The 26,710-nt window shown below is 63.7% G+C and carries 25 protein-coding genes; 17 read left to right on the top strand and 8 right to left on the bottom strand.

Features of this window, described 5'->3' with window-relative positions; all coding sequences use genetic code 11:
• Positions 1-39 precede the first annotated feature (39 nt).
• Positions 40-870: an isocitrate lyase/PEP mutase family protein gene (locus ACT9T4_RS05225; protein ID WP_499115875.1), complete on the top strand. Its 831-nt coding sequence runs from the start codon at positions 40-42 to the stop codon at positions 868-870.
• 2 nt (positions 871-872) lie between these two features.
• Positions 873-1,562, top strand: a complete 690-nt coding sequence (locus ACT9T4_RS05220; RefSeq protein ID WP_042554948.1) for an extensin-like domain-containing protein — start codon at positions 873-875, stop codon at positions 1,560-1,562.
• A 4-nt stretch (positions 1,563-1,566) separates the two neighbouring features.
• On the opposite strand, the gene ACT9T4_RS05215 is transcribed toward ACT9T4_RS05220, so the two are convergent.
• Positions 1,567-1,980: a hypothetical protein gene (locus ACT9T4_RS05215; RefSeq protein WP_499115873.1), complete on the bottom strand. Its 414-nt coding sequence runs from the start codon at positions 1,978-1,980 to the stop codon at positions 1,567-1,569.
• A 128-nt stretch (positions 1,981-2,108) separates the two neighbouring features.
• Between ACT9T4_RS05215 and ACT9T4_RS05210 the strand changes: the two genes are divergently transcribed.
• The 4 genes from ACT9T4_RS05210 to ACT9T4_RS05195 all read left to right on the top strand — a co-directional run bounded on the left by ACT9T4_RS05210 (position 2,109) and on the right by ACT9T4_RS05195 (position 6,868).
• Positions 2,109-2,855 (top strand): class I SAM-dependent methyltransferase, encoded by a 747-nt coding sequence (locus tag ACT9T4_RS05210; RefSeq protein WP_373565168.1) that lies wholly within the window; start codon positions 2,109-2,111, stop codon positions 2,853-2,855.
• 325 nt (positions 2,856-3,180) lie between these two features.
• Positions 3,181-3,690 carry a (2Fe-2S)-binding protein gene (locus tag ACT9T4_RS05205; protein ID WP_042554951.1) on the top strand — a complete coding sequence of 170 codons (510 nt, stop codon included), beginning with the start codon at positions 3,181-3,183 and terminating at the stop codon, positions 3,688-3,690.
• A complete protein-coding gene (locus tag ACT9T4_RS05200) occupies positions 3,687-4,676 on the top strand; it encodes an FAD binding domain-containing protein (RefSeq protein WP_042554952.1) in 990 nt (329 codons plus the stop codon). Before ACT9T4_RS05205 ends, ACT9T4_RS05200 begins: the two co-directional genes overlap by 4 nt.
• Positions 4,673-6,868, top strand: coding sequence for a xanthine dehydrogenase family protein molybdopterin-binding subunit (locus ACT9T4_RS05195; protein ID WP_499115871.1), 2,196 nt, complete (start codon positions 4,673-4,675; stop codon positions 6,866-6,868). Before ACT9T4_RS05200 ends, ACT9T4_RS05195 begins: the two co-directional genes overlap by 4 nt.
• Here ACT9T4_RS05195 and ACT9T4_RS05190 read toward each other — a convergent pair.
• Positions 6,846-7,811 carry a DMT family transporter gene (locus ACT9T4_RS05190; RefSeq protein WP_499115869.1) on the bottom strand — a complete coding sequence of 322 codons (966 nt, stop codon included), beginning with the start codon at positions 7,809-7,811 and terminating at the stop codon, positions 6,846-6,848. The genes ACT9T4_RS05195 and ACT9T4_RS05190 overlap by 23 nt on opposite strands.
• Before the next feature lie 98 nt (positions 7,812-7,909).
• Here ACT9T4_RS05190 and ACT9T4_RS05185 point away from each other — a divergent pair, with 98 nt between their 5' ends.
• From ACT9T4_RS05185 to ACT9T4_RS05155, 7 genes are all read left to right on the top strand, one after another.
• Positions 7,910-8,764: a LysR family transcriptional regulator gene (locus ACT9T4_RS05185; protein WP_042554955.1), complete on the top strand. Its 855-nt coding sequence runs from the start codon at positions 7,910-7,912 to the stop codon at positions 8,762-8,764.
• Positions 8,765-8,855: 91 nt separating this feature from the next.
• Positions 8,856-9,437: a TetR/AcrR family transcriptional regulator gene (locus tag ACT9T4_RS05180; protein ID WP_042554956.1), complete on the top strand. Its 582-nt coding sequence runs from the start codon at positions 8,856-8,858 to the stop codon at positions 9,435-9,437.
• A 56-nt stretch (positions 9,438-9,493) separates the two neighbouring features.
• Complete coding sequence (locus tag ACT9T4_RS05175; protein ID WP_499115866.1) at positions 9,494-10,597, top strand: alkene reductase; 1,104 nt, start codon at positions 9,494-9,496, stop codon at positions 10,595-10,597.
• A gap of 71 nt (positions 10,598-10,668) precedes the next feature.
• Positions 10,669-11,412 (top strand): SDR family oxidoreductase, encoded by a 744-nt coding sequence (locus ACT9T4_RS05170; protein WP_042554958.1) that lies wholly within the window; start codon positions 10,669-10,671, stop codon positions 11,410-11,412.
• Between the two features lie 64 nt (positions 11,413-11,476).
• The gene (locus ACT9T4_RS05165) at positions 11,477-11,863 is read left to right on the top strand and encodes a nuclear transport factor 2 family protein (RefSeq protein ID WP_499115863.1); all 387 of its coding nucleotides are present in this window, start codon (positions 11,477-11,479) and stop codon (positions 11,861-11,863) included.
• 61 nt (positions 11,864-11,924) lie between these two features.
• Positions 11,925-12,590 (top strand): SDR family oxidoreductase, encoded by a 666-nt coding sequence (locus ACT9T4_RS05160; RefSeq protein ID WP_499115861.1) that lies wholly within the window; start codon positions 11,925-11,927, stop codon positions 12,588-12,590.
• Positions 12,591-12,626: 36 nt separating this feature from the next.
• Complete coding sequence (locus ACT9T4_RS05155; protein WP_042554961.1) at positions 12,627-13,064, top strand: SRPBCC family protein; 438 nt, start codon at positions 12,627-12,629, stop codon at positions 13,062-13,064.
• Positions 13,065-13,165: 101 nt separating this feature from the next.
• On the opposite strand, the gene ACT9T4_RS05150 is transcribed toward ACT9T4_RS05155, so the two are convergent.
• Positions 13,166-13,960: a pirin family protein gene (locus tag ACT9T4_RS05150; protein ID WP_499115859.1), complete on the bottom strand. Its 795-nt coding sequence runs from the start codon at positions 13,958-13,960 to the stop codon at positions 13,166-13,168.
• Between the two features lie 227 nt (positions 13,961-14,187).
• Here ACT9T4_RS05150 and ACT9T4_RS05145 point away from each other — a divergent pair, with 227 nt between their 5' ends.
• Positions 14,188-15,099, top strand: coding sequence for a LysR family transcriptional regulator (locus tag ACT9T4_RS05145; protein ID WP_499115857.1), 912 nt, complete (start codon positions 14,188-14,190; stop codon positions 15,097-15,099).
• A gap of 27 nt (positions 15,100-15,126) precedes the next feature.
• Here ACT9T4_RS05145 and ACT9T4_RS05140 read toward each other — a convergent pair whose 3' ends face one another.
• Positions 15,127-15,537 (bottom strand): GFA family protein, encoded by a 411-nt coding sequence (locus tag ACT9T4_RS05140; protein ID WP_499115855.1) that lies wholly within the window; start codon positions 15,535-15,537, stop codon positions 15,127-15,129.
• Positions 15,538-15,627: 90 nt separating this feature from the next.
• Complete coding sequence (locus tag ACT9T4_RS05135; protein WP_042554965.1) at positions 15,628-16,263, bottom strand: TetR/AcrR family transcriptional regulator; 636 nt, start codon at positions 16,261-16,263, stop codon at positions 15,628-15,630.
• 91 nt (positions 16,264-16,354) lie between these two features.
• On the opposite strand from ACT9T4_RS05135, the gene ACT9T4_RS05130 reads away from it, so the two are divergent.
• Positions 16,355-17,458, top strand: a complete 1,104-nt coding sequence (locus ACT9T4_RS05130) for an efflux RND transporter periplasmic adaptor subunit (protein WP_499115853.1) — start codon at positions 16,355-16,357, stop codon at positions 17,456-17,458.
• Between the two features lie 6 nt (positions 17,459-17,464).
• Positions 17,465-20,557, top strand: a complete 3,093-nt coding sequence (locus ACT9T4_RS05125; RefSeq protein ID WP_499115851.1) for an efflux RND transporter permease subunit — start codon at positions 17,465-17,467, stop codon at positions 20,555-20,557.
• Positions 20,558-20,608: 51 nt separating this feature from the next.
• On the opposite strand, the gene ACT9T4_RS05120 is transcribed toward ACT9T4_RS05125, so the two are convergent.
• The 3 genes from ACT9T4_RS05120 to plsB all read right to left on the bottom strand — a co-directional run bounded on the left by ACT9T4_RS05120 (position 20,609) and on the right by plsB (position 25,102).
• The gene (locus ACT9T4_RS05120; RefSeq protein WP_499115849.1) at positions 20,609-21,286 is read right to left on the bottom strand and encodes a DUF4197 domain-containing protein; all 678 of its coding nucleotides are present in this window, start codon (positions 21,284-21,286) and stop codon (positions 20,609-20,611) included.
• 121 nt (positions 21,287-21,407) lie between these two features.
• A complete protein-coding gene (locus ACT9T4_RS05115; protein WP_156152741.1) occupies positions 21,408-22,508 on the bottom strand; it encodes a peptidoglycan-binding domain-containing protein in 1,101 nt (366 codons plus the stop codon).
• Between the two features lie 110 nt (positions 22,509-22,618).
• The gene (plsB, locus tag ACT9T4_RS05110) at positions 22,619-25,102 is read right to left on the bottom strand and encodes a glycerol-3-phosphate 1-O-acyltransferase PlsB (RefSeq protein ID WP_042554970.1); all 2,484 of its coding nucleotides are present in this window, start codon (positions 25,100-25,102) and stop codon (positions 22,619-22,621) included.
• A gap of 336 nt (positions 25,103-25,438) precedes the next feature.
• On the opposite strand from plsB, the gene ACT9T4_RS05105 reads away from it, so the two are divergent.
• Positions 25,439-26,707: an SfnB family sulfur acquisition oxidoreductase gene (locus tag ACT9T4_RS05105; protein ID WP_499115846.1), complete on the top strand. Its 1,269-nt coding sequence runs from the start codon at positions 25,439-25,441 to the stop codon at positions 26,705-26,707.
• Positions 26,708-26,710 lie beyond the last annotated feature (3 nt).

Below are 26,710 nucleotides of genomic sequence, written 5' to 3'. Positions count from 1 at the left end.
TGACCCGAGCACATCGGCCAGATTTCAGGGAGTCCCAGCATGTCCGCACAACAGCGCCTCGGCGAACGCTTCAGTCAGTTGCATCGACAGGATGGTCTGCTGGTGCTGCCCAACCCCTGGGATGCCGGCTCGGCGAAGATGCTCGCCAGCCTCGGCTTCCAGGCGCTGGCCACCACCAGCGCCGGGTTGGCGTTTTCTCTGGGCCGGCGTGACGCGGAAGGCGCGGTATCCCGTGACGAAGCCCTGGCCAATGCCCGGGATATCGTCGCCGCCACGGCCCTGCCGGTGGCCGCGGATCTGGAAAACGGTTACGGCGACAGCCCCCAGGACTGCGCCGAGACCCTGCGTCTGGCGGCAGCGGTCGGCCTGGTCGGTGGCTCCATCGAGGATGCTACGGGGCGAGCCGACTCGCCCATCTATGCGTTCGAGCTGGCGGTGGAGCGCATCCATGCCGCGGTCGCCGCTGCTCGTAGCCTGGGCTTTGCCTTCACCCTGACCGCGCGGGCAGAGAACTACCTGCACGGCCGTGCGGATCTGGACGACACCATTCGCCGTCTGGTGGCCTACGCCGATGCGGGAGCCGACGTGCTCTATGCGCCGGGTCTGACAAGTCGCGAGGAGATCAGCGCGGTGGTGCAGGCGGTCGCGCCAAGACCGGTCAACGTGCTGGTCGGCTCGCCAAGCCTGAACCTGTCGCTGGACGAATTGGCCGAACTCGGCGTCAAGCGCGTGAGCCTCGGCTCCAACCTGGCGCGGGTGGCTTATGGCGCCTTTCTGCAAGCCGCCACGGGGCTTGCCGACGGCGGCGATCTGCGTGGTGCCCAGCAAGCGGTGTCGTTCGACCGAATCAATGATCTGTTTCGCGGCTGAGCATGCGCAATTTTCTGATCGCGTTGCTGTTGCTCGTCATGGTGGGCGGGCCGCTGGCGCTGTACCGGCAGTGGATCGACGTGCCGCCACGCTGGAACCCCTGGGCACCGCTGGACCTGCGCGATGCGCCGAACTGGCTGACCGGCTACAAGCTTGGACGCCTGCAGGGCGATCCGGCGCTGTGCCGCACGGTGCTGGATACCTCGTCGCTGCGCTATGTGGCGTTGGCCGACAGCACACCTGCGGCCGACTGCCCGCTGACCAACACGGTGCGCGTGCAGGGCAGCGATGTACGCTTGAGCAGCAGTTTCATCGCCACCTGCCCGGTGGCGGCGGCATTCGCCCTGTTCGAGCGGCACGGTTTGCAGCCGGCGGCGCAGGAGGTGTTCGGCCAGCGCGTCACCCAGATCGACCATGTCGGCAGCTTCGCCTGCCGCACCATCGCCGGCAGTCAGCGGCGCAGCCAGCACGCTTCGGCCAATGCCCTGGATATCGTCGGCTTTCGCCTGGCCGATGGCAGCCGCATCAGCGTGCTGCGTGATTGGCCCGGCAGCGATGACAAATCGCTGTTTCTGCGTCAGGTACAGAAGGCTGCCTGCGCGAGCTTCAACACCACCCTGGGCCCCGACTACAACGCGGCTCACCGCGACCACTTCCATCTGGATATGGGCATGTTTCGGATGTGCCGCTGAGCGCTCAGACGGCCAGGCGTTGTTGCAGCGTCAGACGGCCGAGCAGCAGTTCCCAGGGATTCAGTGATTCCGCGAGCAACGCGTTGGTCTTGCTCCGTTCGCTTTCATCAAGCGTTGTCAGGGACTGCGGTTGCAGGGCCAGTTGATCGAGGGTGAGGGCACTGTCGGTGTCGTGCACCGAACAGACGAACTGGCGCTGCATCATCACATCTTCGAGGGTGCGAATGCCTTGTGCCGGGGCCTCATCCGCCGCTGCCAGCGCAGGGAGCGGGAGCGTGCTATTGGCAGGGCTTTCCATCGACAACAGCACGCTGCGCAGAATCTGGTCGTACAGCGCCGAGCTGGCACTCGAGGGTGTACCGGCTTTCTGAGACGCGACCCGGGTATCACCGGGAATACGGGAGATGACATCGAACATCAGGCGGCGGGCTCTGGCAAACTATCGCATAGACAGGCTATCGGCCGATCAAGGCCCACATTGAGCCCTTTACCGTTATCGATGGACGATCCGCAATGAGTGAAAGACAGCCCGCCGCGCGTATCCGCATGGAGGCCCTCGCCCCGCACCTGCATGAAGCAGCGCAACAGTGGGCGCAGCGCCTCGGGTTGCCGGTGGAGGGGGAGGCCGAGTTCGCGCTGCAGCTGGGCGAAGCCGGCTTGCAACTGGTCGAACTTGGCCCTCAGGCGCCGGGGCCGGTGCGGGTGGATTTCGTCGAGGGCGCGGTCGCGCACCGGCGTCAGTTCGGGGGTGGTGCCGGGCAGATGATCGCCAAGGCCGTGGGCATCCAGCCGGGCATCCGGCCCCGGATGCTGGATGCCACCGCTGGTCTCGGACGCGATGCCTTCGTGCTCGCCAGCCTCGGTTGCACCGTCAGCCTGATCGAGCGCCAGCCGCTGATCGGCGCGCTGCTCGAGGACGGCCTGCTGCGGGCTGCCGCCGATGCCGAGGTGGCGGCCATCGTCGCGCGCATGCGTCTGCTGCAGGGCAACGCCATTTCCATCATGGCCGACTGGCAAGAGCAAGCGCCTCAGGTGATCTACCTAGACCCGATGTTTCCCCATCGCGACAAGAGCGCACTGGTGAAGAAGGAGATGCGCCTGTTCAGGCCTTTCGTTGGAGACGATCCGGATGCTCCGGCGTTGCTGGAAGCGGCCCTCGAACTCGCCAGCCACCGCGTGGTGGTCAAACGCCCACGCAAGGCGCCGATCATCGAGGGGGCGAAACCAGGTTATGCACTGGAGGGTAAGTCCAGCCGTTACGACATTTACCCGCTGAAGAAACTCACGCCTTAGAACCTGTTCACGATCTTTCGGCTCGACTTCAGCGCTTTAGCTGCAAAGTGGGGCGAAAGCAGCCGTTCGCCGATCCATTGTGGGAGCGCGCCATGCGCGCGAAAAATCGCGGGCATGGACTGGGCGTCCCCGCCCGCTCCCACAGATACTGCGCCGATGACCGCTAACGCCTTGTAGCAGTCTCTCTACTGTCGCCTAGAAAGATCGTGAACAGGTTCTTGAGCGAACCGCTCTGCGGTCTCGATCCAACCTGAACGTTTTTACCGGCACCTACCTCAGATTCTGAACGGATGCACCAGACATCCGAGCGAACCGAGGTAGCCCCATGAGCGAGACCATCACTGACGGCTCACAACGCCGTGCGATTTCCCTGTCGTTGAACGGCAGCCCCCTCAACATCGAGGTGTATCCGTGGATCACGGCCCTCGATCTGCTGCGTGAAGAACTCGACCTGATCGGCACCAAGAAGGGCTGTGATCACGGTCAGTGCGGTGCCTGCACGGTGCTGCTCGACGGCCGCAGGGTCAACGCCTGCCTGACCCTGGCGGTGATGCTCGACGGTCATGAACTGACGACCATCGAAGGTCTGGCGCAAAACGGTGAACTGCACCCGATGCAGCGCGCTTTCGTCAAACACGATGCCTTCCAGTGCGGCTACTGCACGCCCGGACAGATCTGTTCGGCGGTCGGGCTGGCGGCTGAAGGGCGCATCGACGATGCCGCTGACATTCGCGAGCGGATGAGCGGCAACCTCTGCCGTTGCGGTGCCTACAGCAACATCGTCGCCGCCATCGAAGAAGCCTTGCCGGCCTGTGAAAAGGCGGTGCGCCCATGACGCCTTTCGCCTACAGCAAACCCCAGGGCATCGACGAAGCCGTGCGCCTGGCCGGGCCGGACAGCCTGTTCATCGCCGGTGGCACCAACATCGTCGACCTGATGAAGGAAAACCTGGTGCGGCCCAAGCGGCTGATCGACATCAATGCCTTGCCCCTGCGCGATGTGGTGGCCACCGCCGATGGTGGCCTGCGCATCGGAGCGCTGGTCAGCAATGCCGATCTGGCCTGGCACCCAGAGGTGGAGGGTCGCTATCCGCTGCTCAGCCAGGCGCTGTTGTCCGGTGCCTCGCCGCAGTTGCGCAACATGGCCAGTGCCGGCGGCAACCTGCTGCAGCGTACCCGCTGCCATTACTTCTACGACAGCCAGGTGCCGTGCAACAAGCGCGAGCCCGGCAGTGGTTGCCCGGCGCGCGAGGGCCTCAACCGCTACCACGCGCTATTCGGTGCCAGTGAGCACTGCGTGGCGGTGCACCCCTCGGACTTCTGCGTGGCGCTCGCCGCGCTCGACGCTCAGGTGGTGATCATCGGCCCTGGCGGCGAGCGCCGCGTGCCCTTCGCCGACTTCCATCGCCTGCCGGGCGATACCCCACAGCAGGACACCGTGCTGGAGGCGGGTGAGCTGATCCTGGCCATCGAGTTGCCGGCCGAGGGTTTCGCCTCCCATCACGCCTACCTCAAGTTGCGTGATCGGGCCTCGTTCGCCTTCGCCCTGGTATCGGTGGCGGCGGCGCTGAAGTTCGATGCCGATGGGCAGATCCGCCAGGCGCGCCTGGCCCTGGGCGGGGTTGCGCACAAACCCTGGCGGCGCATCGAGGTGGAGGACAGCCTGGTCGGCCTGACCGCCAGCAACGAGCACTTCGAGGCGGCCGCCGAGTTGCTTCTCCGCGATGCTCAGCCGCTGATCCACAACGGCTTCAAGGTGGAGCTGGCGCGCCGCGCCATCGTTCGCGCCCTGACCACCGCCGCAGAAGGAGACCGCCCATGAACGCGCCTACGCTCGGCAAACCCCTCGACCGTGTCGACGGCCCGCTGAAGGTCAGTGGCCAGGCCCGTTATGCGGCTGAATATCCCGCCGATGATCTGCTGCACGGCAGCGTGATCTGCAGCGTGATCGCACGCGGCCGCATCACCCGCATCGATGCCTCGGCAGCCGAGGCTCTGCCTGGGGTCAAACGGGTGCTCAGCCATGAAAATCGTCCGCCAATGGCGCAGGACGATGAGAGTTATGAAGACGACGACGCGGCCGACGGCTCGCCCTTTCGTCCGCTGTTCAACGCGCGCGTGCGCTACAGCGGCCAGCCCGTGGCACTGGTGGTCGCCGACAGTCTGGAGCTCGCTCGCCATGCCGCTTCGCTGGTGCGCATCGAGTACCAGCAGCAGCCTCATGCCACGGACCTTCTGCAGGTGCTCGACAGTGCCCATGCAGCGCCGGCCGAACTGCCGGAGCGTCGTGGCGACGCCGATGCGATCATCGCGGGTGCACCGCTGCGCCTGGAGCTCGAATACGAGCTACCCAACGAGTATCACCACCCCATGGAGCCCCATGCCTCGACGGTGATCTACCAGGCCGACGGTAGCTTGCTGGTGCACGACAAGACCCAGGGGCCGCAGAACAGCCAGCAGTACCTGGCCAGCGTGCTCAAGCTCGACCCTGCGCGGGTGCGTATTCTGTCGTCCTTCGTTGGCGGCGCGTTCGGTTCGGGGCTGCGCCCGCAGTATCAGTTGCCACTGGCGGCCATGGCGGCCTTGACCTTGCAGCAATCGGTACGTGTCACGCTCACCCGCCAGCAGATGTTCACCTTCGGCTATCGCCCCCGTACCGTGCAGCGGCTGCAACTGGGCGCAGCCGCCGACGGCAGGCTGCAGGGGCTGGTGCACGAAGTGATCGGCCAGACCTCGCGCTTCGAAGACTTCACCGAACACGTCGCCGAGTGGTCGGGCATGCTCTACCACTGCGACCATCTGCGCCTGGCCTATCGTTTGGCGCCACTGGACGTTTACACCCCGCTGGACATGCGCGCGCCTGGCGCCGCGACAGGGCTGTTCGCCCTGGAATCGGCCATGGACGAACTGGCCTGGGCGGCTGGCGTCGACCCCGTGCAACTGCGCCTGACCAACTACGCGGAAACCAACCAGAACGAAGGCAAGCCATACTCCAGCAAGGAGCTGCGTGCCTGCTACCAACAGGGCGCCGACGCTTTCGGCTGGAGCAAGCGCAGCCCGCAACCGCGCAGCATGCGCGTGGGTAATCAACTGATCGGCTACGGCATGGCCACCGGGGTGTGGGAAGCCATGCAGATGCCGGCCAGTGCCCGCGCCACGCTGACCGCCGATGGTCGTCTGATCGTCGCCAGCGCGACCTGCGACATCGGCCCTGGCACTGCCACGGTCATGACTCAGATCGCCGCCGACACCCTCGGTATGGATCCCGCCCGTGTCGAGTTCCGACTTGGCGATTCGAGCCTGCCCAAGGCGCCGTTGCAGGGCGGCTCCTTCACCGTATCTTCGGTCGGCAGTGCGGTGCGCGAAGCCTGTCTGGCGCTGGCCGAACAGCTCTGCGATGCTGCCCGGCAACTGCCCGGGGCGCCCTTCAGCGATGCCAGCGCATTGCGTTTCGCCGGCGGTCGCGTGCAGCAGGGCGAGGATACCGAGCGGTCGGTAGATCTCGACACGCTGCTGGCTCGCCACGGCAGCCTCGAAGCTGAGGTGCAGGCACAGCCCGGCAAACTGCGCGAGCGCTATGCCAGCGCCACCCACTCGGCGGTGTTCGTCGAGGTGCAGGTGGATGAGGCCTTGGGCACCGTGCGGGTTACCCGGGTGGTCAGTGCGATTGCCGCTGGCCGGGTGATCAATGCCAAGACCGCGCGCAGCCAGATTCTCGGTGGTGTGGTCTGGGGTATCGGCATGGCCCTGCACGAGGAGGCGATGATCGATCACGAGCTGGGTCGCTGCATGAACCACAACCTGGCCGATTATCACCTGCCGGTGCATGCGGACATCGGTGATATCGAGGTGATCTTCGTCGACGAGGACGACCCGATCGTCAACCCGCTGGGCTCCAAGGGCGTTGGTGAAATCGGTATCGTCGGCGTCGCTGCGGCAGTGGCCAATGCGGTCTATCACGCCACCGGCAAGCGTATCCGCCAGTTGCCGATCACCCTCGACAAGCTGCTTTGAGCGACGCAGATGACGGGTCCGCCGCGGCATGCCCGTCATCGCGTTGTCCCGGTTCGCTACGCACCACCAGCCAGATACCCACTCCAGAAATCACCGTGCCCAGGCCCATCAGCCAGGACAGCGGCTCACCGAACATCGCCCAGGCCCACACCAGGGTCACTGCCGGGCTCAGGTACAGCACGCTGGCCACCCGGGTTGGCGTCGAGCGCTTCAGGCACAGCCAGTACAAGCCGTAGCCGCCGGTGGTGGAAATGCTCGTCCACAGCACGCTCAGGGCGAAACCAGTGGAGGGCAGCGGCATCAGGCTGCCGTCCATTGCGGCCAGCAGCGCAAACGGCACGCAACAGATGCAGCACTGCAGCCACAGGTTGCCGAGCAGGTCGAGCGACGATGTGGCCTTGGTGCGTTTCTGCCACAGAGTGGCGATCGCCAGCGAGAGCATGCCCAGCAGTGGTAAACCATAGACCCACAACTGCGCATCGCCCCAAGCCAGCGCATCCGAGGTGACCAGCACCACGCCCGTCAGACCGATGATCAGGCCGAGCCAGGTGCGCCAACCCAGATGTTGCTGGAACACCAGCACGCTGAGCAGGGCGACCCCCATGGGCAGCAGGTCGGCCAGTAGGGCGGCGAGCCCGGCAGGCACGCCCAGGGCGATGCCCTGAACCACACCGGCCAGGTAACCGCCCATCGCCAGCAAACCGATGCCGGCGTGGCGCAGCAGGGTGGCAGGCGAGGCGTGGCGCAGGCGCGGTAACGCCCAGGGCGCCAGCAGCAGCGCGAACAGCAGGCTGCGCCAGAACACTACCAGCATGGCGGGTGCATGATCGAGGGAGAAGCGGGCGCCGATAAAGCCCGAGCTCCAGATCACCACCAGCGCCGCTTCGAGTACCAGCAGCGGAATGGCGACGTGCCAGAGGTGAGCGGTGGGTGCAGAGGACATGGCAGATGACCGGACGAAGGGTGTAGGTCCAGGCTACGAAAGGGAGGTAATCTAATAAATCAAAATGTATTGAATCAATCGTTCGGATTTTTTGAATTATGAGCGCCATACTCGACATCGAACTGATCCGCACCTTCCACACGGTGGCGCGCAGCGGCCGCTTCAAGGCCGCCGCCGAGCAACTGCACAAGAGTCCGGCGGCGATCAGCGTGCATATCCAGCGCCTGGAAGCGGTCGCCGGGGGCCGGTTGTTCGACCGCGACAATCAGTCGGTGGCGTTGACCGTGCTGGGCAAACGGCTGTTGCGCTCGACCAGAGAACTGCTCAGCACCCACGACCGGGTGCTCGCCGAGCTGCACGGCCCGCGGCTGGTCGGGCGCATTCGACTGGGAATACCCGACGAGTACGCCGCCCATGTGATCCGCGACATCCTGCCGGTCTTCGCGGCGGCCTGGCCCAACGTGGTGCTGGAGGTGAAGACCGCCTCCAGCTACACGCTGCGTGACCAGGTGCAGGCCGGCAAGCTGCATGCTGCGGTGCTCAACCTGCCGCTGCAGCAGCGCGAGCCCAGAGCCCAGGCGCTGGTCGCCACCACGCCGGTATGGGTCGCGGCGGCGTCCCATCCGCAGCCCGGAAAAGGCATCATCCCACTGGCCATTCACGCCGCCGACTGCCCGTACCGCAGCCTGATGCTGGAGTCGCTGAAAGTGGCCGGTCACACCTGGCGGGTGGTGCTCGAAAGCCCGTCCAGCCAGGCCATCAGGGCCTGCGTCGAGTCGGGGCTGGCAATTACCCTGATGGATCGCGCGAAAATGAGCAGCGCCATGCGCATCGTCGAGGAGCTGCCCCAGGCCGCTGAGCACCAAGTGGTGTTCCTGCGCTCATCCACGGCGCGCGACAACGAGGCGATCGAGCTGCTTGCCCAGGCCATTCATCAGCATTTCCGGCTGTGAGCAGGGTGCCTGCAGCGAATGCCTTCACCCAGGGTTTCGCGTGTAGCGACTTGTAGACGACCGGTCTATTTTTGTCTATCATGCGCGGCATATGAAAAAACCAGCTCAAGACATGCGACAGCACATCATCGATGTGGCCAAGTCGCTGATGACCAATAAAGGCTACACCGCCGTGGGCCTGGCAGAGGTATTGAGTACCGCTGGCGTGCCCAAGGGGTCGTTCTACTACTACTTCAAGTCGAAGGAAGAGTTCGGCCAGGCGTTGCTGGAAGAGTACTTCTCCGAATACCTGGGGCGTGTCGATACGCTCATGGCGCGGCCGGGTAGCGGCGCCGAGCGTCTACTGGCCTACTTCAACTACTGGACGGAGACTCAGGGCACCGAGCTTCCCGAGGGCAAGTGCCTGGTCGTGAAGCTGGGCGCAGAGGTCTGCGATCTGTCCGAAGACATGCGTGGCGTTCTCGAAAGAGGGACGGCGAAGATCATTCAGCGCATCACCGCCTGTGTCGACATGGGCGTCGCCGATGGCAGCGTCGATGCGGATGGAAATAGCAGAGACTTCGCTGAATCGCTCTATCAACTCTGGCTGGGGGCCAGTCTCCTAGTGAAGGTGAACAAGTCCACCGAGTCTTTCGACACCGCCATGAGCATGACCAAGCGCCTGCTTCGTTAGCATGCGCTTTTTTTTATCCGGTAACTAGACGACCGGTCTACTTTTGAGTGATTCAGATGACTGACAGCAGCGCACTTACCGATCTTTTCTCGCCCACCCGAATGGGCTCCATCGAACTGGCGAACCGTATCGTCATGGCGCCGGTAACGCGCAGCCGCTACGGCGAGGACGGTGTACCCGGCGAACTGCATGCCACCTACTACGCGCAGCGTGCCACCGCTGGATTGATCGTGGCCGAGGCCACCAACATCTCTGCCCAGGGCCGAGGTTATGCCGCCACACCCGGCATCTGGAGCGATGAGCAGGTGGCGGGCTGGCGCAAGGTCACGGATGCGGTGCATGCGGCAGGAGGCAAGATCGTCAGCCAGCTCTGGCACGTCGGGCGCTTTTCCAGTGTCGAGCTGCAGCCCGGTGGGCAGGCGCCGGTAGCACCGTCGGCGATCGGTGCCGAAGGCAACACCTATACGACGGCAGGCTTTGTCCCCGTATCGATGCCGCGGGCGCTGGAGACCGATGAAATTTCCGCAATCATCAATCAGTACAGGCTCGCCGCTGCAAACGCCAAGCGGGCAGGCTTCGATGGCGTCGAGGTCCACTCCGCCAACAGCTACCTGCTCGACCAGTTTCTGCGGGATTCCACCAACCAGCGTACCGACCGATACGGTGGCTCGATCGAGAACCGCGCGCGCCTCACCCTGGAAGTCACTCGTGCCGTCATCGAGATCTGGGGCAGTGATCGGGTCGGCATCCGCTTGTCGCCGGTGACTCCTGATGCCGGCAATACGCCGCCCGACAGCAACGTCATGGCGCTGCATGGCTATCTCATCGAGCAACTCAATCACCTGAGTCTGGCCTATCTGCACGTCGTCGAAGGCGCGACGGCCACCTCCCGCGAGGTGCCGCCGGGCGTGGACATGGATGCCTTGAGCGGCCTGTTCGATGGCCCTTTCATCGGCAACAACAACTACGACCTGGACATGGCCATCGAGCGCCGCGGCCAGGGGAAGATCGATGCAGTGGCCTTTGGTCGTCTGTTCATCTCGAACCCCGACCTGGTGCAGCGCTTGCGCGTCGGCGCCGAGCTGACCATCGCACCGCGTGAGTCCTATTACGGCGGCGGCGCCAAGGGCTACACCGATTGGCCCCTCGGCAACTACTGAGCCGAGCCCTCGCTTGGCCCGTCATCGCTTTCTCTCTCAGCCAGCATCACCGTTGAACGGTAAAGGTGGATATGAATCATCTCAGCAATAAAACAGCGATCGTCACCGGCGCCTCATCCGGCATCGGCGCTGCGACGGCCAGGGCACTCGCGGCGCGGGGCGCCAATGTCGTCGCCGCTGCCCTGGACGACGAGGGGCTGACAGCCCTGGTCAGCGAGCTTCGTGCCTCGGGCCATGCCGCGGTGAGTTGCGTGACCGATGTGACGAGCCTCGAAGACACCAAGCGCCTCGCGCAATTTGCCGTAGAGACCTACGGCTCGGTGGATATCTTGGTCAACAACGCCGGCTTGATGCTGTTCTCCAATTGGCTCGACGTCGCTGTCGAGGATTGGAACGCCATGATCGACGTGAACATCAAGGGCTATCTCAACACCATTGCCGCGGTGTTGCCTCTGATGATCGAGCGCAAGTCCGGCCAGATTCTCAACATGGATTCGGTTGCCGGGCACCAGGTGGGCGCCGCTGCCGGTGTTTACAGCGCCACGAAGTTTTTCGTGCAGGCCATGACGGAATCGATGCGCAAGGAGCTGGGCGTTCACCACGGCATCCGTGCCAGCACCATCAGCCCGGGCGTTATCAACACCGGCTGGGCAGACAAGGTCACCGACCCTGAAGGCCGCAAGGCTGCCAGGGCGCTCAATGAAATCGCCATCGCGCCCGAAGACATCAGCCGTGCGGTGCTTTACGCACTCGATCAGCCGGCCAACGTCACCGTGAACGATTTGATCATCTCGCCAACCCGCCAGGATTGGTGATCGCCCCGGCAATCCCGCGATTCACACATCGAACAGCGCAACTCAACCACAGGAGCACTCATTCATGAGCAACAACATCAAGGCAGTCGCCACTCGCGATTACAACGCCGTCATCGAGACGGCCAGCAACTACGTCGAAGGCCTGCGCGCCGGGAACGTGGCGACCATCGAGCAGGCGTTCCACCCGGATGCGGTGATGTACGGCTTCACCAACGGTCAACTGCTCGGCGGCCCGATCAGCAATCTGTATCGGTTCGTCGAAACCAATGGCGATGCACCGGACATCACCACCCGCCTGGACGTGCTGGCAATCACTCCAACGACGGCTGTCGTGCGGGTCGACATGGAGAAGGACGCTATCGGTGCCGACTACAACGACTACCTGACGCTGCTCAAGGTCGACGGCAACTGGAAGGTCATCGCCAAGGTCTACCACCAGTTCGAAGGTTGATCCGCTACTGGTATCCGCGCCGCTGAAGCAGCGGCGCTCCCTCTCATTTCAGGAGAATCCCATGTCCAGAGTATTTATCGTCGGTGCGGCCGGTAAGGTGGGCAAGCGTCTGGTAAAGATCCTCGGTACTGTCGGTCATGATGTCGTCGCGCTGCATCGCAAGGCCGAGCAGGCGCAGGAACTCGAGGCGTTTGGCGCAACGGCGGTTCATGCAAACCTCACCGAACTGCAAGCCTCGTCTCTGGCCGCGATGATGACGGGCAGCGACGTCGTGGTGTTCACCGCTGGCGCTGGTGGCGCCGGTATGGCGTTAACCAACGCGATCGATGGCAAGGGGCTGGAAACCAGCGTGGCTGCAGCCCGGTTGGCAGGCGTGCGGCGCTTTCTGTTGGTGTCTGCGTTCCCGGAAGCGATGCGCGGCGAAGAAACCTCCGAAGGTTTCGAGAACTACATGAAGGTAAAGAAAAGCGCCGACGTGCACCTGGCGTCTTCCGAACTGGATTGGGTCATCGTCAGGCCGGGCACGCTGCTCGACGAGCCGGGTAGCGGTAACGTTCATGCCGGTCTGGCCATCCCCTATGGCGAGATTGCGCGCGACGATGTGGCCGAGTTTCTCGCCGCACTGATCGACAAGCCCGAGCTGACGCGGCAGATCATCGAACTCACTCAGGGGCCCACCGCCATACCCGTGGCTGTCAGTCAGCTAATTCCGGTACGGGCGTCGTGATGGCATGGACCGCGAAGCGGTTTGGGAGAGCGATGCATGGCATCCGTTGAATACAGCGCCGTTCTGAACGGCAGTGCGCAGCAAACCTGGCAGGTGCTGAGGCAGTTCGGTGGTATCGCCACCTGGCATCCGGCGATCGCCCGAAGCGAAATGGAGGATGGCAGGTCGGAGCGCGCCGTCGGTGCGATCCGCCGGCTCGTTCTCACGGACGGGGCGGTATTGCGTGAGCGACTGCTGTCGATGGATGAAACCGACATGAGTCTTTCCTACCAGTTCGAAGAGTCGCCTCTGCCTCTCGATAATTATCGCGCACAGGTAAGGGTGCTCGGCGCAGATGACGGTTCCCGATGCGTGGTCGAGTGGAAGGCGACCTTCGATGTGCGCGAAGCGGGTACCACCGCCCATTTCGAAGGTGTGATCAACGAGTTGATCATCGGCGGCCATAACAGCCTGGCGGCTTTCCTGCAAAAATGACCGTCGGCTGCGGAGCCCGGTTGGCGACCGATGTCGCCATGGCAATCATGCTGCGGTACCGGGTGGTTGACCTGATGGTCGACCGCCCGGTTAGCTTGTCATTATCTGAAAATGGGCATCGGGCCTGACGGCCCCTGAGCCTTTTTCTGTTCACGCAATTGGCGGCCAAGTTCGGCGATCCTGGTTTCTCCGGCAACTAGCGCTTCTGCATTGGTATGCACCGAGTAATGGCCGAGTTGCAGTGGGTGGGGATGCGGTGCGGCGGAGCCGATCACGAACACGGCATCTTCCTCCCCGGCCGTCAGCCGTATGGCCTCGTTACCCGCCTCGAATACCACCATCTCGCCTGCGTCGACCCGCTCGGGCGAGGTCAGCCTGCCACGGCTGACACTCAGCCACAGGGACTCGTGCTGCGCCTGTGGCCTGTATTCCCAGGTTTCGCCCTTGGCGATGGTCACCAGCAGGTAAGTGATGTTTTCAGGTGCGCGAACAGGGCTGCGCACGCCTTCGTAGCTGCCAAGAATTACCCGTGCCGGCCCTGCCTGGGGCATGGCGGCAGCTTCCAGGTATTGGCTGTCGACGGCTGCGTTTTCCAGGTGAGGGGGCAGTGCCACCCACAGCTGGAAGCCCTGAACGCGTTTGGACGTACCGGCACTCATTTCTTTGCCATGCCAGACGCCGCCACCCGCACGCATCCATTCGACGCCACCGTAGGCAATTTCACCCTTGCCGGCATCAGGGTCGTCGAAGTGCAGATTTCCTTCGGTGATTACGGTGACGGTGGCGATTCCCGAGTGGGGGTGCATCGGCATCTGGCCGACGAACGAGCTGTCCGCCTCGAACAAGTCGAGAAAAACGAAGGGCTTGATGACATGGCCAAGGTCGGAGGGGCTCATCAGGCGCACGATCGGTCCATGTCCATGGCCTCGAGTGCGATGGCTTATCTGGCGTGTCGCTGTGCTGTGGGAAAGCGCTGAACTGTTCATGGTGATCCTCTGAATGCATGGCCCCGCTGCCTGTATGGGGGGCGACGACTGATGGCGTGGAAGGATCATATGGGTTCTTGATTGGTATGATTAGAGCCTACAATTGATTTTAACCAAGCCATTTATGGAGTAATCCGGTGTTCGATCTGAACGATGTCGCCCTATTCATTCAGGTCGTCGAGGCGGGAAGCTTCGCGGGGGCAGCGCGGCGTATGGGGGTTCCATCCAACACCCTGAGCCGGCGTGTCAAACAGCTGGAAGAAACCCTGGGAGTGCGTCTGTTGCACCGCTCCACACGCAAGCTGGCGCTCACCGATGCAGGTCGTTCGCTCTTCGAGCAAAGCGTCGCGCAGGTTGCTGATTTGCTGGAGGTCAGTCGACGCTTCACCGATGGTAGTCAGGAACCGGCAGGGCAGATACGGGTTGCCGTCACGGCAGATTTTTTCGACCTGTTCCAGATGGCGTTCATCGCCCGTTTTCTCGAGCGATACCCGCGGGTCCAGCTGGATTTTCTGCTCAGCGACAATCGGGTCGACCTGATCGCCGAGGGTATCGATCTGGCATTCAGGGCCGGCGCATTGCCGGACTCCAGTTTCGTCGCACGAAAAATCCTCACGGACAGCCGCATGCTTGCTGCCAGCCCCGGGTACCTGCAGAAACACGGCATACCCGATGATATTCATGCGTTGGCGCAACATTCCTGCATCTACCCATCCAACCGTTCGGGGCAAACGGCATGGCACTTTCCCGGGCCACAGGGGGACATCCCGATCCAGGTGAGCGGGCGCTTTTGCGCGAACACGGCACAGGCTCAGTTGAAGGCCGCCGTTGCCGGGTTGGGCATATGTTTCCTGCCTCGGCCCATCCTCTACACGAGCCTGAAGCTGGGAGAACTCGTCGAGGTACTGCCTGACCGCAGGCAGCAGGGCAACGACATGTTCATCGTTTACCCCAGCAAGCGACAAATCCCGCACGCTGTCAGCGTGTTCGCCGACGAGGCGGTCGCCTACCTGCTCGAAGAGACCGAGAAGAGGTACCTCGGCGCTTGAGTGGCCAGGCTCCGATGTGCTGAACGGCTAGTTTTCCCCAGTCAGCTGGTCCTCCGTGCGGCCCGAGGCCTCGCGGTCGTGCTGGTAGTGGCTCTTGAAAGGGAAGGGAGGGAGCCAGGATTCGCGCCGGGTCGTCCAGCTTTCGTAGCTCGGCAGCAATTGGTCCGGGGCATCGAGTGCGCCCAGGTGCACGTCGATTTCGTCGGCGCTCCGGGCGAATACCGATGAGCCACAGCGGGGGCAGAAGAAGCGCCCGGCATAATCCGCAGTTTCGCCGCTGATGGTCACGGCCTCTTCAGGAAATATTGCGGCCGCGTAGAACAGTGCGCCGTGATGCTTGCGGCAGTCGAGGCAATGGCAGAGGCCGACCCGGTACGGACGGCCACGAGCCTCCAAGCGTACCTGGCCGCACAGGCAGCCACCGGTGAATCGATCCATACGCACCTCCTTCGATATAAACACCGGCTGCCGCTCGCAAACGCTCAACGTTATCTAGACGGTAGCAGCCAGGCGCAGATCGAGGTGCGATCAGGCCCGGTACGCGCGCAGGAACATCCGTACTGCTTCCTGAGCATGCTGTTCCAGCTCGGCCGCACTTGGAGGGGCACCACAACCGATCAGCAGGCGAAAGTTGGCGCAGCCCTTGAACAGAGAAAAGAACTGGTCCGCGGCTACCTTGGGTGACTCGATGGATAGCTGGCCATTCTGGTTCGCCTTGCTTAGCAAGCGCTCCATTTCCGCCAGCAGCGGTTGTGGGCCCGCCTCATAAAAGACTTTCGCCAGCAGCGGGTCCTTGCTGCCGAGGCTGGTCATCAGGCGATGCAGTTCGACCGACTCGGCACTGTTGATCAGGCGGTTGAAGCCGCTGGCGATATTGAGCAGGACCGTCTCGAGATCGGCATGTTCGGGCAGCTCGAACAGCAGCTCGGGCAGCTGCTCCTCGCACTTGGCCTTCACCGCCGCGCAGAACAGCGTCTCCTTGTCGGTGAAGTGGCTGTACACGGTGAGCTTGGAAACACCGGCGTGGGCGGCAATGGCGTCCATGCTGCTGCCGGCATAGCCGTAACGCAGGAACAGGCATTTCGCGGCTTCGAGGATGGCTTCGCGCTTGGCGGGATCTTTGGGGCGGCCGGGGCCGCTGGTAGGCAACGAAGTATTCGACATAGGGCGATTTTAATTCTGGACTGGTGAGTACGCTATTTTTAATATACTCGGCAGTACAAATATTAAAAAGTTCCCCGGAAGGACGCTCATCATGTTCCGCCATGCTCTGTCTCGCGTTGTGCCTGTCTGTCTTGTTCTGTCCCTGGTCGCCTGCAGCAATGCGGAGGCTCCGCAGCCGGGCATTCGTCCCGCCATGGTGGCGCAGCCGCAACTGGCGACGGAGCTGGTGGATTCCTATCCCGGCGAGATAAGAGCGCGGCTGGAGCCGGAACTGGCGTTCCGCATCGGCGGCAAGGTGACCAGGCGCCTGGTCGAGGTAGGGCAGCGGGTCGACAAGGATGCCGCGCTGGCCGAGCTCGACCCCCAGGACGTGCGCCTGCAACTGGACGCCTCCCGTGCCCAACTGCAGTCGGCGGAGTCCAATCTGCAACTGGCCCGTGCCGAGCGTGATCGCTACCGCACCCTCCAGCAGCGCGGGATGATCAGCAAGTCGCAGTCCGACAATGCCGAAAACACCTTCCGCGCCGCCGAGGCTCGCCTGCGCCAGGTACGTGCCGAACTCAACGTCGCCGATAACCAGGCCGGTTATGCAGTGCTCAAGACGCCGCAGAGTGGCGTGATCCTGCAACGCAGCGCCGAGGTCGGTCAGGTGGTGTCGGCCGGCCAGACGGTGTTCGTGCTGGCTGCCGATGGTGAGCGCGAGGTGCTGATCGATCTGCCTGAGCAGGTGATCGGCAGCCTGAGCATCGGTCAGGAGGTCGCCGTGGAACTCTGGTCGCAGCCTGGCGAACGCCTGGCCGGGCGCATCCGTGAACTCTCGCCGGCGGCCGATCCGCGCTCGCGTACCTATGCTGCGCGCATCGCCCTGCAGCAGCGCGACGCGCAGGTTGAACTTGGCCAGAGCGCCCGGGTGTTCATCGCCCGCAACGGCGATGTACCGCTGGCGGTGCCGTTGTCGGCATTGACCGCCGAGAAGGATCAGCCCTACGTCTGGGTGGTCGATCCGCAAACCTCGACGCTCAAGCGTACTGCGGTGCGAGTTGGCCCCTATGGTGAAAAACTGGTGCCGGTGCTGGACGGTCTGAAGGCCAGCGACTGGGTGGTGGTAGCCGGCGTGCAGGTGCTGCTGGACGGGCAGCGGATACGTCCGGTGGACCGAGACAACCGAGCGGTTGATCTGGCAGCGAAGGAGTAAGCGTCGATGTCCTTCAACCTTTCCGCCTGGGCGCTGCATCACCGGCAGATCGTCCTGTACCTGATGTTGCTGCTGGGCATCGTTGGCGCCCTGTCGTACTCCAAGCTCGGGCAGAGTGAGGACCCGCCATTCACCTTCAAGGCCATGGTGGTGAAAACCAACTGGCCCGGCGCCACCGCCGAGCAGGTGGCGCGGCAGGTTACCGAACGCATCGAGAAGAAGCTGATGGAGACCGGCGAGTACGATCGCATCGTGTCCTTCTCACGGCCTGGCGAATCTCAGGTCACCTTCCTGGCTCGCGATTCCATGCATTCCAACGAGATTCCCGAGCTCTGGTACCAGCTACGCAAGAAGATCGCCGATATTCGCCACACCCTGCCAGGCGGTATCCAGGGGCCGTTCTTCAACGACGAGTTCGGCACCACCTTCGGCAACATCTACGCGCTGACCGGCAGCGGTTTCGATTACGCGGTGCTCAAGGATTATGCCGACCGCGTGCAACTGCAACTGCAGCGGGTCAAGGACGTCGGCAAGGTCGAGCTGGTCGGCCTGCAGGACGAAAAGATCTGGATCGAACTGTCCAACACCAAGCTGGCCACTCTTGGCCTGCCGCTCGCTGTCGTGCAGCAGGCCCTCGAACAGCAGAACGCGATGGCCGTGGCGGGCTTCTTCGAGACCGGCTCCGACCGCGTGCAGTTGCGGGTCAGCGGCAGTTTCGAGACGGTCGAGCAGATCCGCGATTTCCCCATCCGCGTGGCCGATCGCACCTTTCGCATTGGCGACGTCGCCGAGATCAACCGTGGCTTCAACGATCCACCCGCGCCACGCATGCGTTTCATGGGTGAAGATGCCATCGGCCTGGCGGTGTCGATGAAGCCCGGTGGCGACATTCTGGTCCTCGGCAAGGCGCTGGAGGTTGAGTTCACGCGGTTGCAGAACAACCTGCCGGCGGGCATGCAGCTGCGCAAGGTGTCGGACCAGCCGGCAGCGGTGAAGACCGGCGTCGGTGAGTTCGTCAAGGTGCTCACCGAGGCGCTGATCATCGTGCTGCTGGTTAGCTTCTTCTCCCTGGGCATGCGTACCGGGCTGGTGGTGGCACTGTCGATTCCCCTGGTGCTGGCGATGACCTTCGCCGCCATGTACTACCTGAACATCGGCCTGCACAAGATTTCCCTGGGAGCACTGGTGCTGGCGCTGGGCCTGCTGGTGGACGACGCGATCATTGCCGTGGAAATCATGGCGATCAAGATGGAGCAGGGCTACGACCGTCTCAAGGCGGCCAGCTTCGCCTGGACGAGTACGGCGTTTCCGATGCTCACCGGCACCCTGATCACCGCCGCAGGCTTTCTGCCGATCGCCACGGCGCAGTCGGGCACTGGCGAGTACACCCGCTCGATCTTCCAGGTGGTGACCATCGCATTGTTGATGTCCTGGGTTGCTGCGGTGATGTTCGTGCCTTATCTGGGCGCTCGTTTCCTGCCGGATCTGGCCAAGCAGGCGGCTCAGAAACGCGGTGGCAGCGGTGCAGGGCACGATCCCTATGACACGGCGTTCTACAAGCGCGTCCGGCGCGTGGTCGACTGGTGCGTGCGACGGCGCAAGACGGTGATCGTGCTGACCCTGGCGCTGTTCGTCGGCTCGATCCTGCTGTTCCGCTTCGTGCCGCAGCAGTTCTTCCCGGCATCGGGGCGACTGGAGCTGATGGTCGACTTCAAACTGGCCGAAGGCGCTTCGTTGATCGCCACCGAGGCCGAGGTGCGGCGTCTCGAGGAGCGCCTGGCCGGGCATCCCGGTGTGGATAACTACGTGGCTTACGTGGGGACCGGCTCACCGCGTTTCTACCTGCCGCTGGATCAGCAACTGCCGGCGACCAGCTTCGCGCAGATCGTCGTACTGGCGAAAACCATCGAGGATCGCGAGGCCGTGCGCAGCTGGCTGATCGGCGTGTTGAACGATGAGTTCCCGAGCCTGCGCACGCGCATCTCGCGTCTGGAGAACGGGCCGCCGGTGGGCTACCCCGTGCAGTTCCGGGTTTCCGGCGAGCATATCGACGAAGTCCGCGGGCTGGCCCGGCAAGTCGCCGACAAGGTGCGTGACAACCCTTATGTGGTCAACGTGCATCTGGACTGGGAAGAGCCGAGCAAGGTGGTGTACCTGAATATCGATCAGGACCGCGCCCGGGCGCTGGGCGTCAGCACTGCCGACGTGTCGAAGTTCCTGCGCAGCGCGTTGAATGGCTCATCGGTCAGCGATTACCGCGAGGACAACGAACTGATCGAGATTCTTCTGCGCGGCACGCCAGTGGAGCGTCAGGCGCTGGAGTTACTGCCGAGCCTGGCGGTGCCGACCGAGAGTGGCAAGAGTGTGGCGCTGTCGCAGATCGCCACCCTCGAATACGGCTTCGAGGAGGGGGTGATCTGGCACCGCAATCGCCTGCCGACCGTGACCGTGCGTGCCGATATATACGGTCCGCAGCAGCCCGCGACGCTGACCCAGCAGATTCTGCCGACGCTGGACGACGTGCGTGCGCACCTCCCGGATGGCTACCTGCTGGAAGTGGGAGGCACGGTGGAGGACTCCTCCAGAGGCCAGGCTTCGGTGAATGCCGGCGTGCCGCTGTTCGTGGTGGTGGTACTGACACTGCTGATGCTGCAGCTCAAGAGTTTCTCGCGGTCGATCATGGTGTTTCTCACCGCGCCTCTCGGGCTGATCGGCGTGACCCTGTTCCTGCTGCTGTTCGGCCAACCGTTCGGTTTCGTGGCCATGCTCGGCACCATCGCGCTGTCAGGCATGATCATGCGCAACTCGGTGATTCTGGTCGACCAGATCGAGCAGGACAGAGCGGCGGGGCTGGATACCTGGGATGCCATCGTCGAAGCCACGGTACGGCGTTTCCGGCCTATCGTGCTGACCGCTCTGGCGGCGGTGTTGGCGATGATTCCGCTGTCGCGCAGCGTGTTCTTCGGGCCGATGGCGGTGGCGATCATGGGCGGCTTGATCGTGGCCACCGCGCTGACTCTGCTGTTCCTGCCTGCGCTCTACGCCGGATGGTTCAGGGTCAAACCCGGCGACAAGCTGCAAGCCGCAAGCGATACCTGACGGCAAGTGCCTGACTGCGCCGGGTGCGCGGTCAGGCGTATTAGCGTTGCTTCAGAGCGCGCCGAAGACCTTCTTCGCCAGGCTGGTGGCAGCGGCTGCAGGGTTTTCGCGGATGCCGGCTTCCTGCTTGGCGATCATGTCGAACAGGCCGTCTAATGCCTGTTCGGTCACGTAGCTTTCGATATTCGCGCTCTTGGCGTCGAGCACGCCGAAGGTGGCCGCCTGGCTGGCGAAGCTGTTGTACTGCTTGGCCAGGCCGACCTGGTCCGTGGCCTGCTTGACGATGGGCAGGAACTTGGCGCGAATCTGCTCGCGGCTGCTCTTGTTCAGGTATTGAGTTGCCGAGTCCTGCGGGCCGGAAAGAATGCTCTTGGCGTCCTGTACGGTCATCTTCTTGACCGCGTCGACCAGCAGGGCCTGGGCTTGCGGCACGGCAGCTTCGGCAGCCTTGTTCATGCTGGTTTCCAGCTGGTCTACCTGAGCGCCCATGCCCATCATCTTCATGGTCTTGGCGGCCTTGCCGAGCTTGCCCGGCAACTCGATACGCACCTCGGGGTTGCCACTGAAGCCACCCGGTTTGCCGAGTTGCTGCACGGCCACTTTGGCGCCTTGGGTGAGGGCATCTTTCAGGCCGCCGCTGGCGTCCTGCTGGCTGAGGTCGGAAAGCGACAGGGCGAACACGTTGGCGGACAGCAGCAGACCGGCGACGAGAACAGGGATGCGGAGCATGGCAGTAACCTTCGAGCGGTGAGATATGCAGCGAGCTTAGCAGGCTGTCGATGTTCTCGGCGAAGGTTGAGGAGGGCGCGAAGGGGAGGCGGCACGCCCTGAGGGCGTGCCGGGTGCATCGTTACTGGACTTCGAGGGCGGTCAGGCTTTCCAGGGTCAGCGCGCCGACGGCCTGGCCATTGGCGGTCTGGTATTCGGTCAGCGCATCGAGGGTGCGCTTGCCGAGCTTGCCATCGACGGTGCCCGGGTTGAAACCGCGCTTGACCAGGCTCTGCTGCAGGCGGGTCACCAGGTTTTCATTGATATCGCCATCGCAGACGGTCTGGCGCGACACGATGCGGGCATTGCCTTCGAAGCGGGTGACCTGCAATTGGCGCTTCTCTTCCGGCACGATGATCTGGTTGGCTTCCACCGGGCGCACCACTTCGGTGGAGGCGACCTTGGTGTACTCCGGGTCCAGCGTCACTTCGATGGCCTGGGCGGGCTTGTCGACGATCCAGCGGGTCACGCTCTTGTATTGAGCCGGGTCGGTCTCGACGCGTACGGTTTCCGGGGACACCAGTTTCTTGACCTTGACCACTTCCTGCTTGGCCGGTACCTGGCGTGCGCAGAACGACATGGCGCCGGTGCCGCTCGAGTAGCGAGTGCCGGCTGCGCGACACTGGTCGAGCACGGTCTTGGCTTCTTCGAGGGTGATGGTTTCCTGGGCATTTTCGTAGACCGCCGGGACGACGATGTAGCGCTTGACCTCAGGGCGGATCTTCACCTGCTCGGATACCACGCGGTAGGTCGGCGGCTCGATGCGGTAGGTCTTGGTGCCTTCACGGGTGACCACCTGCTTGAAGCCCTTGTCGAGCTCGGCAGGGGTGACGGTGATCTTGTTGACCGAGTCCTTGACCACGATCTCCTGGGTGCTCTGCACCGGGCGCGGTCTGACCTGGGCATGAACCCAGCACTGACCGGGCTGGATTTCGTATTCCTGAGGCTCCTGGGCGCTCGCAGCGGCAGCCGTCGGTTTGGCCGGCACGGGCTGGCTGCCTGGTGCGGCGACGGTTGCAGCCTGTGCTGCTGGCTGCGCTGCGGCGGGCGCGGTAGTGGCCTGCTGAGCGACTGGTGCCGGTTGTGCCGGCTTTTCTTCGTTATTGGTCGATGTGGCCGAAGGCTGCATGGCGCAACCCGAAACCATGATCGCCAGTGATCCCAGAATTGTGTAATAACGCACGAAAATCCCTGCCCTAAATGGCCCCAACGACGCATCTTAGGGACTGTTGCAGTAAAGCTCAATAACGGACGAGGCCTATCGTCGTGTCAGATCGACATGACGGTCCGCCCCTAGAGTCCGTCGAGCAACTCCTCGCTGCGATCCATGGTTACCTGACGGATCGACAGGCGAATTTCCGCGGGCAGCACGCGCTTGGCGGCGCCTTCTGCCAACTCGGCGAACTCCGGGTGGTGGCTGAGTTTGCCGGCTTCGTCCTTGCGCAGCACGCCCTGGTCGAGCAGGGTCTGGATGAAGTGGCGGAACAGGCTCTTGTCGAAGAATTCCGGGGCGTTCAGGCCGTGCAGGATCGACAGGCGCTGGGCCATGACCGTGCACAGGTCCTCCAGCTCCTCGGCGCTGATGCTGTTCTGCCCGGCATTGAGCAGCAGGGCGCTGGCCATGTAGAAGCGCTGCAGCGTCTGGGCGATGGCGCGGGACAGCAGGGTCAGCAGCACGAAGTGCCGCGAGCTCGGCGCCGGGCGCACGTACAGGTCGTTCTCGACCTTGAGCAGACCCTGTTCGACGAAGGCCTCCAGCCACTGATCGACCACGCCTTCGAGTTCATCCGCGGACCAGCGGATGTACAGCTCGGCCTGCAGGTAGGGATACAGCGCGTGAACGAAGCGCAGGATCTGTTCGCGGCTCATCCGCCCGCTGCTCTGGAAGAAGCTCGCCAACAGGCCGGGCAGGGCGAAGATGTGCAGCACGTTGTTGCGGTAGTAGGTCATCAGGATGGCGTTCTGCTCATCCAGATAGAGAATGCGCCCCAGGGCATCCTTCTGCTCGGAAAGCAATTCCATGCCGCGCACGTATTCGATCAGGGCCAGGCCGTCGCCTTCCGGCACGGTGGTATGCGGCGAGTAGGGCACGCGGCGCAGCAGGCTCTGATACAGGTCGAGGATGCGGGTCAGGGCGCGCTCATCGAGGGCCAGCTTGCTGGTGGAGAGCAGCGCCAGGGCCACCAGGTTGACGGGGTTGATCGCTGCCGCTTCGTTGAGGCGCTGAGCCACCCGCTCGCCGAGGCGGTTGGTGGTCTCGTTGAGCCAGGCCGGGCGATAGTCCGGCCCCAGGTTCTGGTCGCGCCAGTCCGGCTGTTGCCCGTCGAGAAAGCTGTCGAGCTTGATCGGCTCGCCGAAGTTGACCCAGACATGGCCAAAGCGCTGCTTGAGCGCGCCGATGACCTTGAAGATATCGAAGATCGATTCCTTCTTCTTGCTCGCACCACGCAGCTCGCCCAGATAGGTGCGGCCTTCCAGCACCCGCTCGTAGCCGATGTACACAGGCACGAACACCACCGGCAGGCGATGGCTCTGCAGATAGCTGCGCAGGGTGATGGCGAGCATGCCGGTTTTCGGCCGCAGCATGCGGCCGGTGCGCGAACGACCACCCTCGACGAAGTACTCCACCGGATAACCCTTGCTGATCAGGGTGTGCAGGTACTCGTTGAACACGGCCGTATAGAGCGGGTTGCCCTTGAAGGTACGGCGCATGAAGAAAGCACCGCCGCGGCGCAGCAGGCCACCGATGACCGGCATGTTGAGGTTGATGCCGGCAGCGATGTGCGGCGGCGTCAGGCCGTTGCGGAACAGCAGGTAGGACAGCAGCAGGTAGTCGATATGGCTGCGGTGGCAGGGCACGTAGATCACCTCGTGACCCTGGGCGATGTCCTGCACGCCTTCGATATGGTTGACCTTGATGCCGTCGTAGATCTTGTTCCAGAACCAGGACAGGATCAGCTCGAGAAAACGGATCGCCGTGTAGGTGTAATCCGACGCGATCTCGTTGCCGTAACGCAGGGCGAGGGCCTCGGCCTTGTGCACCGGAATGTTCTCGCGCTCGGCCTCTTCGGCGATCGCCTGGCGAACTTGCGGGCCATGTACCAGGCCCTTGACCAGATTGCGCCGGTGCGACACGTCCGGGCCGATGACCGCGGCCTTCTGGTTGCGAAAGTGCACCCGCAGGATGCGGTGAACCATGCGCAGGGTGCGCTCCTGGCCCTTGTTCTGCGCGATCAGCTCGCGCAACTGGATGGGGGTGGAAAACTGCACGCGGGTGGTGCGGCCGAGGATCAGAATGCTGACCAGGCGGCGCAGGCGGCCGGTGACCGCCCAACTGTCGGCGAACAGCAGCTTCCAGGCGCTGGTTTCATGATCCGGCGACTGGCCCCAGAACACGCTGACCGGAATGATCTGCGCTTCTTCCGCGCTGTTTTCGCCAAGGGCCGTGACCATTCGCTGCAAGGTCGGCGAAATGCCGCGCTTGTCCTGACGGCCGAGCCAGTCGGGTTCCGGGGTCAGGTAGAAGAACGCCGCCGGTTCCATCAGCTCGCCGACTGCCACCGGCAGCACCGGCCGCGGCAAACCAGCCTTGGTGCATTCTCGATCGAGTACCGCCAGATCGCTCACCGAAGGCTGCTGCAGCACGTAGAACACCGGCTTGCTGCGGTCGAGCTTGAGGGTGAACGCCGACTGGTTGATGGTTTCCGAGCGCACCCACAGGTACAGGAGGCGGCGCAGGGTACCGAATGCGAGACGGCGAAGCGGGGAGCGGGTCATACGAGATCTGGCTGTGGCGACGAGCCTGTGCTCGGGGGCGCTAGTGTGCCGGATCACCGCCCTGTCGGCAAAATCTTGTAAAAGTTGGCGTTTCGTCGCGAAAAGTTCATTTGACAGCTACCTGCTGGTGCACGAGGCAGTCCCGCGCAAGTGGCGAGATGGCCTCGGCGGCGAATCTGCATGCTCCGGTCACGGGAGGGGCGGGGTACGACGCGTCTGCCTAAGCTTATTCGAATAAGCTATTTAATTATTTTGCATCCATTCAATTAGGGTATATCGACTCCGCGTCGTGCCCCTCGTTTGGTAAGGCGCGACGTCTTGCAAATCGAGGTGTGTATGGTTCATCTGACGGCTGCCGAAAGCGGTTCGCCCGCGCTGCAGAATACATCAGGCGACGCCCTGGACCTGGCGCCGCGCCTTGCCCCAGCGCGCATTCTGCGCAACGACGAAGAGGCGCTGCAGGCGGCGCACGAACTGGCCGAGGCGGCGCGCGATCAGGCCATCGAGCGTGACCGCGAGCGTCAGTTGCCCTGGACCCTGATCGAGCAGTTCACCGCCAGTGGCCTGGGCAGCATCGCCGTGCCCCGGGAGTTCGGCGGCCCGCAGGTGTCCTATCGCACCATCGCCGAGGTCTTTCGGGTGATTTCCGCGGTGGACCCGGCCCTCGGGCAGATTCCCCAGAATCAGTTCGGCATGCTCGCCCTGCTGCAGTTGCTGGGCACCCCGGCGCAGCGCCAGCGGCTGTTCGGCAGCGTGCTGCAGGGCTGGCGCATCGGCAACGCCGGGCCTGAGCGCAGCAGCAAGCACACGCTGGATCTGCGTGCCCGGGTAGAACACGACGGTCAGCGTTACCTGCTCACTGGCGAGAAGTTCTACTCCACCGGCGCCATTTTCGCCCACTGGGTCGCCGTCAAGGCACTGGATGAGCAGGGGCGGCCGGTGCTCGCGCTTATCCAGCGTGGGCGTCAGGGGTTGCGCATCGTCGATGACTGGTCCGGCTTCGGTCAGCGCACCACGGCCAGTGGCACGGTGCTGCTGGACCGGGTCGAGGTGGATGCCGAGAACCTGATCCCGCTTTGGCAGTTCGGCGAACACCCCAGCATTCAGGGCGCCGCCTCCCAGCTCATCCAGGCCGCCATCGATGCCGGTATCGCTGCTGGCGCGCTGCGCGACGCGATTGCCTTCGTCCGCGAGAAATCCCGGCCCTGGGTCGATGCCAATCTCGAGCGGGCCAGTGACGACCCCTACGTGATCGCCGACATCGGCCGTTTGCATGTGGATCTGCATGCTGCCGAGGCGCTGCTGCGCAAGGCGGCTGGGGTGCTCGACGATGTCAGTGCCGACGTCATCGATGCCGATGCGGCCGCGCGCGCGTCGATTGCGGTCGCCGAAGCCAAGGTGCTGACCACCGAGATCAGTCTGCTGGCCAGCGAAAAGCTGCTGGAGCTGGCCGGCAGCCGCGCCACCCTGGCCGAGTTCGGCCTCGACCGGCACTGGCGCAACGCCCGTACCCATACCCTGCACGACCCGGTGCGCTGGAAGTACCACGCCGTTGGTGCCTACCACCTCAACGGGCGTCACCCCGCCCGTCACTCCTGGATCTGAGCC

The sequence above is a fragment of the Pseudomonas sp. SZ40 genome (assembly GCF_052958135.1).
The sequence above is the reverse complement of the archived record's forward strand: the minus strand, read 5'-3'. Positions and strand labels throughout refer to the sequence as shown.

Excerpts from the sequence above, each read along its gene's own strand:
- ACT9T4_RS05225 (WP_499115875.1), top strand. The coding sequence starts at position 40 with ATGTCCGCACAACAGCGCCTCGGCGAACGCTTCAGTCAGTTGCATCGA.
- ACT9T4_RS05170 (WP_042554958.1), top strand. The coding sequence starts at position 10,669 with ATGAATCATCTCAGCAATAAAACAGCGATCGTCACCGGCGCCTCATCC.
- ACT9T4_RS05195 (WP_499115871.1), top strand. The coding sequence starts at position 4,673 with ATGAACGCGCCTACGCTCGGCAAACCCCTCGACCGTGTCGACGGCCCG.
- ACT9T4_RS05200 (WP_042554952.1), top strand. The coding sequence starts at position 3,687 with ATGACGCCTTTCGCCTACAGCAAACCCCAGGGCATCGACGAAGCCGTG.
- ACT9T4_RS05120 (WP_499115849.1), bottom strand. The coding sequence starts at position 21,286 with ATGCTCCGCATCCCTGTTCTCGTCGCCGGTCTGCTGCTGTCCGCCAAC.
- ACT9T4_RS05165 (WP_499115863.1), top strand. The coding sequence starts at position 11,477 with ATGAGCAACAACATCAAGGCAGTCGCCACTCGCGATTACAACGCCGTC.
- ACT9T4_RS05220 (WP_042554948.1), top strand. The coding sequence starts at position 873 with ATGCGCAATTTTCTGATCGCGTTGCTGTTGCTCGTCATGGTGGGCGGG.
- ACT9T4_RS05150 (WP_499115859.1), bottom strand. The coding sequence starts at position 13,960 with ATGAGCCCCTCCGACCTTGGCCATGTCATCAAGCCCTTCGTTTTTCTC.
- ACT9T4_RS05125 (WP_499115851.1), top strand. The coding sequence starts at position 17,465 with ATGTCCTTCAACCTTTCCGCCTGGGCGCTGCATCACCGGCAGATCGTC.
- ACT9T4_RS05180 (WP_042554956.1), top strand. The coding sequence starts at position 8,856 with ATGAAAAAACCAGCTCAAGACATGCGACAGCACATCATCGATGTGGCC.
- ACT9T4_RS05160 (WP_499115861.1), top strand. The coding sequence starts at position 11,925 with ATGTCCAGAGTATTTATCGTCGGTGCGGCCGGTAAGGTGGGCAAGCGT.
- ACT9T4_RS05155 (WP_042554961.1), top strand. The coding sequence starts at position 12,627 with ATGGCATCCGTTGAATACAGCGCCGTTCTGAACGGCAGTGCGCAGCAA.
- ACT9T4_RS05105 (WP_499115846.1), top strand. The coding sequence starts at position 25,439 with ATGGTTCATCTGACGGCTGCCGAAAGCGGTTCGCCCGCGCTGCAGAAT.
- ACT9T4_RS05205 (WP_042554951.1), top strand. The coding sequence starts at position 3,181 with ATGAGCGAGACCATCACTGACGGCTCACAACGCCGTGCGATTTCCCTG.
- ACT9T4_RS05135 (WP_042554965.1), bottom strand. The coding sequence starts at position 16,263 with ATGTCGAATACTTCGTTGCCTACCAGCGGCCCCGGCCGCCCCAAAGAT.
- ACT9T4_RS05140 (WP_499115855.1), bottom strand. The coding sequence starts at position 15,537 with ATGGATCGATTCACCGGTGGCTGCCTGTGCGGCCAGGTACGCTTGGAG.
- ACT9T4_RS05215 (WP_499115873.1), bottom strand. The coding sequence starts at position 1,980 with ATGTTCGATGTCATCTCCCGTATTCCCGGTGATACCCGGGTCGCGTCT.
- ACT9T4_RS05190 (WP_499115869.1), bottom strand. The coding sequence starts at position 7,811 with ATGTCCTCTGCACCCACCGCTCACCTCTGGCACGTCGCCATTCCGCTG.
- ACT9T4_RS05185 (WP_042554955.1), top strand. The coding sequence starts at position 7,910 with ATGAGCGCCATACTCGACATCGAACTGATCCGCACCTTCCACACGGTG.
- ACT9T4_RS05130 (WP_499115853.1), top strand. The coding sequence starts at position 16,355 with ATGTTCCGCCATGCTCTGTCTCGCGTTGTGCCTGTCTGTCTTGTTCTG.
- plsB (WP_042554970.1), bottom strand. The coding sequence starts at position 25,102 with ATGACCCGCTCCCCGCTTCGCCGTCTCGCATTCGGTACCCTGCGCCGC.
- ACT9T4_RS05175 (WP_499115866.1), top strand. The coding sequence starts at position 9,494 with ATGACTGACAGCAGCGCACTTACCGATCTTTTCTCGCCCACCCGAATG.
- ACT9T4_RS05210 (WP_373565168.1), top strand. The coding sequence starts at position 2,109 with ATGGAGGCCCTCGCCCCGCACCTGCATGAAGCAGCGCAACAGTGGGCG.